General features: G+C 69.4%; 9 protein-coding genes and 2 pseudogenes. 6 read left to right on the forward strand and 5 right to left on the reverse strand.

Annotation, left to right across the window (positions count from 1 at the left end):
• A pseudogene (locus B7767_RS22760) lies at nucleotides 1-390 on the forward strand (2-oxoacid:ferredoxin oxidoreductase subunit beta); the annotation flags it as partial.
• Here the strand turns inward: B7767_RS22760 and B7767_RS22765 are convergent.
• On the reverse strand, nucleotides 352-759 hold the full coding sequence (locus B7767_RS22765) for a nuclear transport factor 2 family protein (RefSeq protein ID WP_085573826.1): 408 nt from the start codon (nucleotides 757-759) through the stop codon (nucleotides 352-354). The pseudogene B7767_RS22760 and the gene B7767_RS22765 sit on opposite strands and share 39 nt — an antisense overlap.
• 688 nt (nucleotides 760-1,447) lie before the next feature.
• On the reverse strand, nucleotides 1,448-2,779 hold the full coding sequence (locus tag B7767_RS22780; protein WP_107486262.1) for an alpha/beta hydrolase: 1,332 nt from the start codon (nucleotides 2,777-2,779) through the stop codon (nucleotides 1,448-1,450).
• Nucleotides 2,780-3,928: 1,149 nt separating this feature from the next.
• Here B7767_RS22780 and B7767_RS22785 point away from each other — a divergent pair.
• Nucleotides 3,929-4,195: pseudogene (locus B7767_RS22785) on the forward strand (ATP-binding protein); the annotation flags it as partial.
• A gap of 622 nt (nucleotides 4,196-4,817) precedes the next feature.
• On the opposite strand, the gene B7767_RS22790 reads toward B7767_RS22785, so the two are convergent.
• Together B7767_RS22790 and B7767_RS22795 are read right to left on the reverse strand one after the other, a co-directional pair.
• Nucleotides 4,818-6,347, reverse strand: coding sequence for a UDP-N-acetylglucosamine 1-carboxyvinyltransferase (locus tag B7767_RS22790; protein ID WP_073930877.1), 1,530 nt, complete (start codon nucleotides 6,345-6,347; stop codon nucleotides 4,818-4,820).
• 64 nt (nucleotides 6,348-6,411) lie between these two features.
• Nucleotides 6,412-6,609, reverse strand: coding sequence for a DUF4236 domain-containing protein (locus B7767_RS22795; RefSeq protein WP_085573828.1), 198 nt, complete (start codon nucleotides 6,607-6,609; stop codon nucleotides 6,412-6,414).
• A gap of 316 nt (nucleotides 6,610-6,925) precedes the next feature.
• Here B7767_RS22795 and acnA point away from each other — a divergent pair, with 316 nt between their 5' ends.
• The 4 genes from acnA (at nucleotide 6,926) to B7767_RS22815 (ending at nucleotide 12,823) form a co-directional block, all read left to right on the forward strand.
• A complete protein-coding gene (acnA, locus tag B7767_RS22800; protein ID WP_085573829.1) occupies nucleotides 6,926-9,649 on the forward strand; it encodes an aconitate hydratase AcnA in 2,724 nt (907 codons plus the stop codon).
• Nucleotides 9,650-9,772: 123 nt separating this feature from the next.
• Nucleotides 9,773-10,159, forward strand: coding sequence for a hypothetical protein (locus tag B7767_RS22805; protein ID WP_085573849.1), 387 nt, complete (start codon nucleotides 9,773-9,775; stop codon nucleotides 10,157-10,159).
• Nucleotides 10,160-10,172: 13 nt separating this feature from the next.
• Complete coding sequence (locus tag B7767_RS48260; protein WP_085573830.1) at nucleotides 10,173-11,537, forward strand: caspase family protein; 1,365 nt, start codon at nucleotides 10,173-10,175, stop codon at nucleotides 11,535-11,537.
• Between the two features lie 191 nt (nucleotides 11,538-11,728).
• Entirely contained in the window at nucleotides 11,729-12,823 is a 1,095-nt protein-coding gene (locus tag B7767_RS22815; RefSeq protein WP_085573831.1) for a lytic polysaccharide monooxygenase, read from the forward strand.
• Nucleotides 12,824-12,885: 62 nt separating this feature from the next.
• Here the strand turns inward: B7767_RS22815 and B7767_RS22820 are convergent.
• Nucleotides 12,886-13,286 (reverse strand): acetylxylan esterase (locus B7767_RS22820; RefSeq protein WP_143652594.1); only part of this gene is annotated, 401 nt, incomplete at its 5' end.

The raw sequence follows: 13,286 nt of genomic DNA on the forward strand, positions 1-13,286 counted from the left end.
GAGGTCCTCAAGGACCGGCAGCAGGCCGAGGAAGCCGTGATCCGCCTGGAACACGGACAGCCCATCCGCTTCGGCACCGACGGCTCCAAGGGCGTCGTCCGCGACCGCGCCACCGGTGACCTGAGCGTCGTCACCGTGACAGCGGACAACGAGGCCGACATCCTCGTCCACGACGCCCACTCCACCTCCCCCACCACCGCGTTCGCACTGTCCCGGCTCGCCGACCCCAACACCCTGCACAACACCCCGATCGGCGTCTTCCGCTCCGTCGACCGGCCCGTCTACGACACCCTCATGACCGACCAACTCGACACCGCCGTCGAACAGCACGGCAAGGGCGACCTCACCGCGCTACTGGCCGGCACCGACACCTGGACCGTCGTCGACTGAGGTCGCGTACAGGAACGCCGGGTGGTCGATGACCCAGAGCCAGGTGCCGTCCTGTTGGCGCCGGGCGACCTCGACGGTGACGGTGCCGTTCGACAGGCGGGTCGAGGTCAGCGCCAGGTCCCCGCTGCGGAGCGTCGGCCGCTCGGTGCCAGGGTCGGCCGTCACGCCGCTTTCGACGATGCGTGAGAAGACGCGACGTATTTCCCCCAGCCCACTCACCGACCGACCCGCTGGGGTGACGAGGGTGGCGTCGGGTTCGTACAGCGCCACCAGCCCTTCGACGTCTCCGGAGTTGAGACGTCGCACAACGAGCCGGGTCAGATCCTCGGGCCGTAGAGCCTTCTCACGGTCTTCGGAGGTGCTCGTCACCAACTGACTCCTCTCAGGACCGGCTTGACCATCGGAGATTACCAACCACCAGTGCAGCGCGGCGGCTCCACAACTCCCTGGCTCGGGCCGTGCAACTCGTCCAGCGACTCCGGCGGACGCCGTCGGAACTTCTCCCGGTACGACGCGAGATCCTCAGCGGCCGCGTCCGAGAGACCGCTCGGCGCGGGTGCGGGGCGCTGGGGGTGGAGGGCATGCCTTCATCATGACCGCAGGGGAGCGGTAAGGGGCATGATGCGCGAGCTTGCGTCCGCAGTGAGCGGGACGGGCTCGTGGAGGGTGTCTGAGCGTGACAGCTAGGCAGTGAGTCGAGAACCCGGCCCGGATCATGCCCGGTCCCGCGCGGCCGAAGCGACCTGAGCGCGGCGGTCAGCCCGGTGACATCAGTGAGATCCGCCGGCAACCGTGCCCCGGCATGCCCGACCACTCCCGAACCGTCGGCACTGGCATGGACCTTGGGACGCAACCCTATGGCCCGCACGTAGAAAGCGCCCTCCGCCTGGACCGACAGAGCCCTTCAGCAAGGTTCATTGTCCCAGGTCAGGAATGCACTTTCGCGTTTCCGCCCCAGAGCCAGCCGTACCCACGTGAAACGGCGAGGTCAGGCCGCGAAAAATCGATTACCGGAGGGCGACTGAGCCGGCTGTGAGCACGGTCCGCCTGGTGGCGGTCATCCGGTGGTCAGGTCGAACGATTCCCAGGGGCCGATCGTTGTGCGGTTGGCGATGAGCGGGGCGGTTCCGGCGTTCCCGGCGCTGACGTACAGGTTGTTGGCCTGTGCGCGCAGGCTGGTGGTGCCGTCGGAGTTGTTCACGCGCTGGAAGGTCTCCCAGGGGCCGACGGCGGTGCGGTTGGCGATGAGCGCGTTGGCACCGGCGTTCTCGGCGCAGACGTATCGGCCGTTGACGCGGGCGCGCAGTGCGACGGCGCCTCCGCCGAGGTCGAGCAGGTCGAATCGTTCCCAGTCGCCGGTGGTGGTGCGGTTGGCGATGAGTGGGTCGGCTCCGGCGTTCTCCGCGCAGACGTACTGGTTGTTGGCCCGGCAGCGGAGGCTGACGATCCGCCCGGTGGGGAGGGGGGTGAGGACGGCTTCCCAGGTGGTGGTGCTGGTGTTGGAGGTGGCGTCGGCGGGGAGGCGGTCGCGGGCGGCGGTGTCGGCGTAGAGGCTCCAGCGCATCCAGTCCACGTAGGTGGCGACGGTCTGGGTGTGGTTGTAGCCGCTCCATATGTACTGGTCGTGGCCCGTGCCGCGGTGGGTGAGGAACGCCTTGGGCGCGGGCAGTTCCCCGTAGGCCTGGCGCGCGGAGGAGTACTGGCAGATGGGGTCCTGATCGCCGTGGACGAACAGGACGTTGGCCGTGACCGTGGTGCTGGGGTTGCCCATGTCGACACAGGCGAAGGGCGCGGCGGCGGCTATCCGGCTGTCCGGCCAGGCGGTCAGCAGCCCGTGGGTGGTCATGCCGCCCAGCGAGTGACCCGCGACGCCGACGCCGGTGGTGGTGTCGAGGTGCCCGGCGAACGGGTCGCCGGCCGTGGTGTTGAGGGCGAGGGTGTTGGTGATGACCTGGGAGACATCCATGGACTGGTTTCCGTTGTAGACGTCCTGGATGTTGCCCGAGGTGCCGCTGGAGGTGGTGGGGAAGACGGGTGCGGGGACGACGAATCCGGCCTCGGCCAGGGGCCGGACCAGCGGTGCGTAGCTCTCCGGGTTGCCGCCGAGGCCGTGGCTGAACTCGCAGATGGGGAAGACGCCGCCCGCGATGGGGGCGTTGACGACGGGATTGCCGCCCGGGGTGCCGGTGGCGGGGTAGAAGATCCGGGTGGTCAGCCGACGGCTGCCGCGGCTCCAGGCGTACTCCCTCACCCCGATGGCGAAGCGCTGGGTCGGCGCGGCTGCCGGGGCGAGCGAGGATGCCGTTGCCGCGGTGGTGCCGTACGCATGGACGGCGGCCACGGCTCCGGCTGCGCCCAGTCCCAGGAAGGTACGCCTGTTCATGGCCATGTTGTGCTCCTTGTCGGATGGTGCGGGTGGACAGGGGAGTTCCGGGGCGGCGGGTCTGCCAGGAGGCGAGCGGGCCCGTGGGCCCGCGGGGTTGAAGCCCCCGTCGGTGGAAATGCGCCGGCTTCCACCAACGGAGAGCGGAGCCGCCCTGCCGATCGCGTCTGCCCTCACAGGCGGGTAGCCGTATCGGGCGACCGTTTCCAGCAGGGAGAGCAGGTGGTGGCGAGGCCGGGACGGCAGGGGAGTCGGGCGTAGTCGCCGCCGTCCGGGTTTCAGACCCTGGTGAAGGAGCTGGACGTTTCAGGGGCCGATGGTCATGGTCCGGTCGGTGAAGCCGGTGTACGCCGGACTCCGTGCGCCGGCGGCGCCGACGAGGTGGAGAGCGCCATGACGCGCCACGTTGGCCGCGTTCGCGGTCCGGGCGGCGATGACATCGTGTGACGGCGTGTGATGCTACCCATGGGATTCCTCTTCTGTGTTCGCGCTGGCGCGAAGTGCGGAAGGCGGCGATCAGTGGAGGTGTACGGGCGGGCGACGCGTGCTGGTGGACCACGGCCCGGAGTCCAGCCGTGTCGGGGGTGGCTCTTGACCGACGCTGGAACCGATGTGAGCAATCGTCTCCTGGGACGTCCCACCGGCCCGCCTGACGATTGTTCGATATATCGTTCAATGTTCGCCGACCTGAACGGAGAGTAGGTTGGGGCTGACGGGGTGTCAATCGCGGGATGTGGCGCCTTACGGTCACGTTTTGCGCGGCTCTGGGGCGACGTTCGAATGGGTCGCTCTTGAGCGGAGCGTGAGGGGCTACGAAATACCAACGAAATCCGAAGCGGGAGCCGACGATGCGGGAGATGGTTACCGGTTTATCGGCGCTCCCGCAGGGTGTCACTTCCGAAACTCAACGAAATCGACCTTCCCGCTCGCTGTCCGAAACTGTTCCACGCCAGGAAGGGGAGGCTCCGGACCGCTCTGCGGTCGGCTGCGGCGATCGGCTGATCCAGAACGAGGGATTGCGCCTGCCGCCTGCTGCGGCTGCCCACCATATGAGCCCGGGCCGCCGACACGATCACCCGGGCCGAACGCGAGGGCCTTGTCCTGCACGGGTTCTCTCGCCGAGTTGCTGATGGCCGAGTGCGAGGACCGGGATCGGTGTCGGGCCGAACACCGCATCCGGGCGGCTCACTTCCCCGCGAGAAGTCGCTGCGGGAGTTCGACTGCAGCGTCAATCCGAACGTTGATCCTGCGGTCGTCCACAATCTCGCCACCTGCGAGTGGATCGCCAAGGGTCACCCGCTGTGTCCGATTGGGGACTCCGGCACGGGCAAGTCGCACCTGTTGATCGCGCTGGGCACCGCAGCCGCCATGGCTGGCTACCGCGTCCGCTGCACCGCCGTCGCAGCTGTCGTACGTGCTCTGATCAGGTTGAATGGCACTCGGCGGCGCTATGCGGCACCAGCCGACATGATGGCTCACGGTCTCGTAATGCGCACGTCTCGCCACCTGACCACGTGCACCGACGCACTCCACGCCCTGAGGTGTCCCAAGGGCCTGGTCTTCCGGCGGGCGGCCAAGCCCGACCCCCAGGAGTGAGGCGTGGCAGGGACATCTTTTCAAGCCTGTTCCAGGGGCATTCCGCCGCGTAAGCAGGGAAGGCCCTGGCAGCGCTGAAAGTTACGAGCTCGCTGGTCAGGGCCCACTTTCCTGGTGCTCGATGATGTTGACCGCGAGCCCGCCGCGTTTGGTCTCCTTGTACTTGACCCTCATGTCGGCGTGGTCCATGCCGTTCGAGTGAGAGGGCGCAGGTATCGCTCTCACGGCGATGGTCAAACGGGTCCGTCATCACCGCGTGTGACCGCTGCGCCGAGTCCGGCTCCACTGATGGGGCATCAGGTCTTCAAGATCATCTTGCACGTGCGTTGCACAAGGCGCTGAAAAGCGACAGTGATCAATGGAGGGGCGTGAAGGTGAGTATCCGCAGGTCGGCTTGCATGCTGAGGTGTCGTGCCCCTTGCCTCCAAGGGGCACGACACCACGACGATCAGATGTCCCGGAAGATCTCGATCTGCGCCCCGATCGAGTTCAGCCGCTCCGCCAGGTCCTCGTACCCGCGGTTGATGACGTACACGTTGCGCAGGACCGACGTGCCCTCCGCCGCCATCATCGCCAGCAGGACCACCACGGCCGGACGCAGTGCCGGCGGGCACATCATCTCCGCGGCGCGCCAGCGGGTCGGGCCCTCGACCAGGACGCGGTGCGGGTCGAGGAGCTGGAGGCGGCCGCCGAGGCGGTTGAGGTCGGTCAGGTAGATCGCGCGGTTGTCGTAGACCCAGTCGTGGATGAGGGTCTTGCCCTGGGCCACCGCCGCGATCGCCGCGAAGAACGGCACGTTGTCGATGTTCAGGCCGGGGAACGGCATCGGGTGGATCTTGTCGATCGGCGCCTCCAGCTTGGAGGGGCGGACGGTGAGGTCCACCAGGCGCGTACGGCCGTTGTCGGCGAAGTACTCCGGCGTGCGGTCGTGGTCGAGGCCCATCTCCTCCAGGACCGCCAGCTCGATCTCCAGGAACTCGATGGGGACCCGGCGGACCGTCAGCTCCGACTCCGTCACCACGGCCGCGGCCACCAGGCTCATCGCCTCGACCGGGTCCTCGGAGGGGGAGTAGTCGACGTCGACGTCGATGGTGGGCACGCCGTGCACGGTGAGCGTGGTGGTGCCGATGCCGTCGACCTTGACGCCGAGGGCCTCCAGGAAGAAGCACAGGTCCTGGACCATGTAGTTGGAGGAGGCGTTGCGGATGACGGTGGTGCCGTCGTGCCGCGCGGCGGCGAGCAGCGCGTTCTCGGTGACGGTGTCCCCGCGCTCGGTCAGCACGATCGGGCGGTCGGGGGCGACGGAGCGGTCGACCACCGCGTGGTACTGGCCCTCGGTCGCGGCGATGTCGAGGCCGAACCGGCGCAGCGCGATCATGTGCGGTTCGACGGTGCGCGTCCCGAGGTCGCAGCCGCCGGCGTACGGCAGCATGAAGCGGTCCAGGCGGTGCAGCAGCGGGCCGAGGAACATGATGATGGAGCGGGTGCGGCGGGCGGCGTCCGCGTCGATGGACGCGAGGTCCAGCTCGGCCGGCGGCACGATCTCCAGGTCGACGCCGTCGTTGATCCAGCGGGTGCGCACGCCGATGGAGTTCAGCACCTCCAGGAGGCGGTAGACCTCCTCGATGCGGGCGACGCGGCGCAGCACGGTGCGCCCCTTGTTGAGCAGCGAGGCGCACAGCAGTGCCACGCACGCGTTCTTGCTCGTCTTGACGTCGATGGCGCCGGAGAGCCGGCGGCCGCCCACCACGCGCAGATGCATCGGGCCGGCGTAGCCCAGCGAGACGATCTCGCTGTCCAGGGCCTCGCCGATACGGGCGATCATCTCAAGGCTGATGTTCTGGTTGCCGCGCTCGATCCGATTGACGGCGCTCTGGCTGGTGTTGAGCGCCTCGGCGAGCTGGGCCTGCGTCCACCCGCGGTGCTGCCGGGCGTCACGGATGAGCTTGCCGATGCGTACGAGGTAGTCGTCTGACATGAGAATGAGGTTATCTCAGATATGAGATGGCACCTCCTGGGGGGTCCATTCGGGTGACGTGACGTCAGTGTCCCCTGGTGCGGCGGGTCCGGCGCCATCCGAAAGGTCCGGGCAAATCCATCGATGTCGTACGACGTCCCGTGCTGCTGCGGGTGTGGCGGGGACCGTTCCCGCCGCCGGTGGTGATGGACCACGACCGCTTGTTGATGTTCAGTCGCACCCCCGGAAGGATCCGAAAGCTCTTGCGAAACGTGAGTGGCATTCCCGTCTCCCTTCCCGTCCCGAACTGACTTCGTCTCAGTCGGTTACCCCGTCCGGGCGCAAAGATGGCGCCGGGGTGCGGTGCGGCGGAGGGTGGGGGTGGCGCACCGGGCCGGGAGTGCCGGGCGCACCGGGCCCGGGCATGACCATTCGGCCCTTGTGTACTAGAGTTATCTCGACATCGAGATATCTGCCGAGGCGCACCGCAGCCGCCACCCTGGTAAGGGCTACCTAACTTAGCCTTACCTTAGCGGATAGGCCAGGGCGGCGTGGCGGCAGGATGCGGTGGTACGCGCACATCAATGAAGGAGACTGTCGTGTCGGCGAACAGCTTCGACGCCCGCAGCACGCTGCAGGTGGGCGACGAGTCGTACGAGATCTTCCGGCTGGACAAGGTCGAGGGCTCCGCGCGCCTTCCCTACAGCCTGAAGGTGCTGCTGGAGAACCTGCTCCGCACCGAGGACGGCGCGAACATCACCGCCGACCACATCCGCGCCCTGGGCGGCTGGGACTCCCAGGCCCAGCCGTCGCAGGAGATCCAGTTCACGCCGGCCCGCGTGATCATGCAGGACTTCACCGGCGTGCCCTGTGTCGTGGACCTCGCCACCATGCGTGAGGCCGTCAAGGAGCTGGGCGGCGACCCGAACAAGATCAACCCGCTCTCCCCGGCCGAGATGGTCATCGACCACTCCGTCATCGCCGACAAGTTCGGCACCAACGACGCCTTCAAGCAGAACGTCGACCTGGAGTACGGCCGCAACCGCGAGCGCTACCAGTTCCTGCGCTGGGGCCAGACCGCCTTCGACGACTTCAAGGTCGTCCCGCCCGGCACCGGCATCGTCCACCAGGTGAACATCGAGCACCTGGCCCGTGTCGTCATGGTCCGCGACGGCAAGGCCTACCCCGACACCCTGGTCGGCACCGACTCGCACACCACCATGGTCAACGGCCTCGGCGTCCTCGGCTGGGGCGTCGGCGGCATCGAGGCCGAGGCCGCCATGCTCGGCCAGCCGGTCTCCATGCTCATCCCGCGCGTCGTCGGCTTCAAGCTGACCGGTGAGCTCAAGCCCGGCACCACCGCCACCGACCTGGTGCTCACCATCACCGAGATGCTGCGCAAGCACGGCGTCGTCGGCAAGTTCGTCGAGTTCTACGGCGAGGGTGTGGCGGCCACGAGCCTCGCCAACCGCGCCACCATCGGCAACATGTCGCCGGAGTTCGGCTCCACCGCCGCGATCTTCCCGATCGACGACGAGACCCTGAACTACATGCGTCTGACCGGCCGCAGCGACCAGCAGGTCGCGCTCGTCGAGGCGTACGCCAAGGAGCAGGGCCTCTGGCTGGACCCGAAGGCCGAGCCGGACTTCTCCGAGAAGCTCGAGCTGGACCTGTCCACGGTCGTCCCGTCGATCGCCGGCCCGAAGCGCCCGCAGGACCGCATCGTCCTCGCCGACGCCAAGGCCCAGTTCGCCCAGGACGTGCGCAACTACGTCAAGGACGGCGGCGACGTCGACGAGGCGAGCAAGGAGTCCTTCCCGGCCTCCGACGCCCCGGCCATCTCCAACGGCGCCCCCTCCCACCCGGTCGAGGTCACCGCCCCCGACGGCACGACCTACACGCTCGACCACGGCGCGGTGACGGTCGCGGCCATCACCTCCTGCACCAACACCTCCAACCCGTACGTCATGGTCGCCGCCGCCCTGGTGGCCAAGAAGGCGGTGGAGAAGGGCCTGACCCGCAAGCCGTGGGTCAAGACCACCCTCGCCCCGGGCTCCAAGGTCGTCACCGACTACTTCGAGAAGGCGGGCCTGACCCCGTACCTCGACAAGGTCGGCTTCAACCTCGTCGGCTACGGCTGCACCACCTGCATCGGCAACTCCGGCCCGCTGCCGGAGGAGGTCTCCAAGGCGGTCAACGAGCACGACCTCGCCGTCACCTCGGTGCTCTCCGGCAACCGCAACTTCGAGGGCCGGATCAACCCCGACGTCAAGATGAACTACCTGGCGTCCCCGCCGCTGGTCGTCGCCTACGCGATCGCCGGTTCCATGAAGGTGGACATCACCCGCGAGGCCCTCGGGTACGACCAGGACAACAACCCGGTCTTCCTGAAGGACATCTGGCCCTCCGAGGCCGAGGTCAACGACGTCGTCGCCAACGCGATCGGCGAGGACATGTTCTCCAAGTCCTACGCCGACGTCTTCGCCGGCGACGCCCAGTGGCAGGCGCTGCCCATCCCGACCGGCGACACCTTCGAGTGGGACGGCGAGTCCACCTACGTCCGCAAGCCCCCGTACTTCGAGGGCATGGGCATGGAGCCGGCCCCGGTCGAGGACATCTCCGGCGCCCGCGTGCTCGCCAAGCTGGGCGACTCGGTCACCACCGACCACATCTCCCCGGCCGGCGCCATCAAGGCCGACACCCCGGCCGGCAAGTACCTCACGGAGCACGGCATCGAGCGCCGCGACTTCAACAGCTACGGCTCGCGCCGCGGCAACCACGAGGTCATGATCCGCGGCACGTTCGCCAACATCCGCCTGCGCAACCAGATCGCGCCGGGCACCGAGGGCGGCTACACCCGCGACTTCACCCAGGACGGCGGTCCGGTGTCGTTCATCTACGACGCCTCCCGCAACTACATCGAGCAGGGCATCCCGCTGGTCGTCCTGGCCGGCAAGGAGTACGGCTCCGGCTCGTCCCGCGACTGGGCCGCCAAGGGCACCGCGCTGCTCGGCGTCAAGGCCGTCATCGCCGAGTCCTACGAGCGCATCCACCGCTCGAACCTCATCGGCATGGGCGTCCTGCCGCTGCAGTTCCCGGAGGGCCACACCGCCGAGTCCCTCGGTCTGACCGGTGAGGAGACCTTCTCCGTCTCCGGCGTCACCGAGCTCAACGGCGGCACCACCCCGCGCACGGTGAAGGTCACCACCGACACCGGCGTCGAGTTCGACGCGGTCGTCCGCATCGACACCCCCGGTGAGGCCGACTACTACCGCAACGGCGGCATCCTGCAGTACGTGCTGCGCAGCCTGATCCGCAAGTAAGCGGTCCGGCAGGGCAGTCGAGGGCCGTATCCCCGGTGACGGGGGTACGGCCCCTGCCGTTGCCGCCGTTGTACGCTGAAGCCTCACCGGATGACGGGGGTGGCGGTGGGCCGCACGGAACGCATGCGTCTTGTCCTGACCGGCGGTCAGGACGGCGACCAGGAAGAACTCGACCATCTCACACTCCAGTTGCGCGAGCGGCTGCTCGAACTGGACGTCGACGACGTCGAACCGGTCCGCTCCGGGAGCGTCCCCGACGGGGCGAAGCCCGTGGACGCGCTCACCGTCGGCGCGCTCGCCGTGACCCTGGCCCCCCTCGCGCTCCGCTCGGTGCTCGACCTGGTGCGGGCCTGGATCGAGAACCGCCCGGTGCGCACGGTCAGCGTCACCCTGGGCGAGGACAGCCTGGAGCTCGAGGCCGCCTCCTCCGCCGACCAGCAGCGGATCGTCGACGCCTTCCTGGCCAAGCACGGTCCCGGGGCGGAACCGGCCGACGGCCAGGGCGAGTGAGGGACGTACGACCGTGTCCGCGGGACGCTACGCGCTGCTCGTCGCGACGGGCCGGTACGACAACGAGGCGCTGCGGCGGCTGAGATCCCCCGCCGGGGACGCCCAGGCACTGGCGGAGGTGCTCGAGGACCCGGAGATCGGCGACTTCGAGGTGAGCATGGTCGTCGACGGCAGCCACCGGGAGGTGACCCGGGCCATCGAGCACTTCTTCCTCGACCGCCGCCGGGACGACCTGCTCCTGCTGCACATCTCCTGCCACGGTCTCAAGAGCGACAGCGGCGAACTGCACTTCGCCGCCGGTGACACCGACCGGCGGCTGCTCGCCTCCACGTCCGTCCCCGCCCTGTTCGTGCACCAGCGGATGCGCGCCTGCCGGGCCCGGTCGATCGTCCTGCTCCTGGACTGCTGCTACAGCGGCGCCTTCCTGGCCGGCGGCAAGGGCGACACCACGGTCCACGTCGGCGACGAACTGGCGGGACACGGCCGTGCGGTGCTCACCGCGACCAACCGCACCGAGTACGCCTGGGAGGACGGGCGGCTCACCGAGCTGGACCCGGAGCCGGAGTCGTCCCGGTTCACCGGGGCCGTGATCAGGGGACTCGGCACCGGTGGGGCGGACCGTGACGGGGACGGCCTGATCGGCGTGCACGAACTGTACGACTACGTGTTCGACGAACTGCGGAAGTCCCCCGTGGCGCAACACCCGCTGATGTGGGCCGAGCTGGAACACCGGGTCGTGGTGGCGCGGGCGGCGCGGCCGGTGCCGCCGACGCCGCCCGAGCAGGCGAAGCCGTCGGTGCCCGGGCCTCCCGCGAGCCCGGTGTCACCGCTGCTCGTCCTCACCGGGGCGCTGTCCCACCTGACGTGCATGGAGGACGCGCGGAGCCGCCACCAGTTCGCGACGGTGCTGGGGGAGCGGCTCTCCCGCCGGGTCGATCTGCGGGGTGTCCGGCAGCGCGAGGACGTGGTCGCGATCGTACGGGCGGCGCTGAACCGGGACGGCGGGGCGGGCGCCCTGCTGTCGACGGTCGCCCTCTTCGAGGGGCGGGCCGCGGCCGACGACCTGCGGTCGCGGCTGGGGCCGGCCGGCACCTCGTGGCCGGAGCCGTTCCTGCTGCTGGAACTCGTCGACGCGCTCTGCGAGCTGTCGTGCATGGAGGACGGGCCGGGCCGCGTCCAGTTCGCGACGCTGCTCGGTGACCAGATCGGCCGCCCGGTCGATCTCAGGGGCATCCGGCTCCGGGAGGACGTGGTGGGCGTCGTGCGGGCCGCGCTCGACGTCCCCGGCGGGGAACGCGTGCTGGCGCAGGTGGTCCGGCTCTTCGAAGGAGCGCCGGCCGGTGACCACGTCGAGCGGCTGATCGACGCCCCGGACTGACCCACCGGTACGACTCCCCGGTGCGGCAACCGTTTACAAGCGCGTCGCCCCGCGCTACCTTCCCCTCACGGACGAGGTGGGAGCGCTCCCACACTCAGGCGGACCGGAACCCGCCGTCGGGACGCTCCCGCCTCGCCCCTCCACGCACCCCTGCATGATCCGGCAACCCCACAGTCGCGGACAGGTGTGTCATGACCAAAACAAGACCGGGGAGCGAGGCGGCTCCCCGATCAGCGCTCCCCACCCGCACCCGAGCCCTCTTCCTCGTCCTGGTCTCCCTGCTCGCCACCGTTCCGGCCGTCGGCCTGGTCGTGACGGCGGGCGGTGCGGCCGAAGCCCACGGCACGCCCATGAAGCCCGGCAGCCGCACCTTCCTGTGCTGGCAGGACGCGCTGACCGGCACCGGCGAGATCAAGCCGGTCAACCCGGCCTGCAGGGCCGCCGCCCAGGTCGGCGGCACCACCCCCTTCTACAACTGGTTCTCCGTCCTGCGCTCCGACGGCGCCGGCCGCACCCGCGGCTTCGTGCCCGACGGGCAGCTGTGCAGCGGCGGGAACACCAACTTCACCGGCTTCGACACACCCAGCGCCGACTGGCCGCTCACCCACCTCACCTCGGGCGCGACCGTCGACTTCTCCTACAACGCCTGGGCGGCGCACCCCGGCTGGTTCCACGTCTACGTCACCAAGGACGGTTTCGACCCGACGCGGGCCCTCGCCTGGGCCGACATGGAGGTGGAGCCCTTCCTCTCCGTCGACCACCCGCCGCTCAACGGCTCCCCGGGCAGCGTCGAGGCCGACTACCGCTGGAGCGGACAGCTCCCGGAGGGCAAGTCCGGCCGGCACGTCATCTACATGGTCTGGCAGCGCTCGGACAGCCAGGAGACCTTCTACTCCTGCTCGGACGTCGTCTTCGACGGCGGCGACGGTGAGGTGACCGGCGTCAAGGACCCCGGTGACCCGACCGACCCCGACCCCGTTCCGGGGGAGTGCACCGCCGTCCGCAGCACCACGGGCAGCTGGAGCGGCGGCCACCAGTCCGAGGTGACCGTCACCAACAGCGGTGACGTGCCGATGCTGGGCTGGATGGTCGACTGGACCCTCCCGGACGGCCAGAGCGTCGACAGCCTGTGGAGCGGCAACGCCACCTACGACGGCCAGGACGTGATGGTCCACAACGCCGACTACAACGGCTCCCTCGATCCGGGGGAGAGCGCGACGTTCGGCTACGTGGTTTCCGGCCCCGGCGGTGACGGTACGACGACCCTGCCCTGCCGGGTCGGCTGAACCTCCCCGTGGGCGGCCCCGACGGCGTGTCCGGTCGTCATCGGTGCCGCCCGCGCACCCCGTCAGTCACCCAGCAGCGAAGCGAGCCACTCCAGTTGGCGCCGTACATGCACCGCGTCCCCGCCCTCGTGCCCGTTGAAGGGATAGGCGTGGAGCACCTTGGCCGGATCGCCGGCCGTGCGTTCCGCGTACCGGTTGAACGCCGCGTACGCCCCGCTCGGCGGACAGACCGTGTCGCGCAGCCCGACCCCGAAGTGGGCCGGGGCGTGCGCGCGCCGGGCGAAGGACACGCCCTCGACGTAGGAGAGGGTGCGGTAGGCGGCCTCCTCGGCGCCCCGGTGCACCGAGAGGTAGGCGGTGATCTCGCCGTACGGGGGCACGTCGGTGAGGTCCAGGGCGCGGTGGATGCCGCACAGCAGCGGGGCGGTGACCAGGAGCGCCGCCAGATCCGGTACGAGGCCCG

The organism is Streptomyces sp. 13-12-16, assembly GCF_002114215.1.
GTDB lineage: Bacteria > Actinomycetota > Actinomycetes > Streptomycetales > Streptomycetaceae > Streptomyces.

What these genes read in the sequence shown, in the direction of transcription:
- B7767_RS22780 (WP_107486262.1), bottom strand. Translation starts at nt 2,779, where the DNA reads ATGGCCATGAACAGGCGTACCTTCCTGGGACTGGGCGCAGCCGGAGCC.
- B7767_RS22790 (WP_073930877.1), bottom strand. Translation starts at nt 6,347, where the DNA reads ATGTCAGACGACTACCTCGTACGCATCGGCAAGCTCATCCGTGACGCC.
- B7767_RS22795 (WP_085573828.1), bottom strand. Translation starts at nt 6,609, where the DNA reads ATGCCACTCACGTTTCGCAAGAGCTTTCGGATCCTTCCGGGGGTGCGA.
- B7767_RS22805 (WP_085573849.1), top strand. Translation starts at nt 9,773, where the DNA reads ATGCGTCTTGTCCTGACCGGCGGTCAGGACGGCGACCAGGAAGAACTC.
- B7767_RS22815 (WP_085573831.1), top strand. Translation starts at nt 11,729, where the DNA reads ATGACCAAAACAAGACCGGGGAGCGAGGCGGCTCCCCGATCAGCGCTC.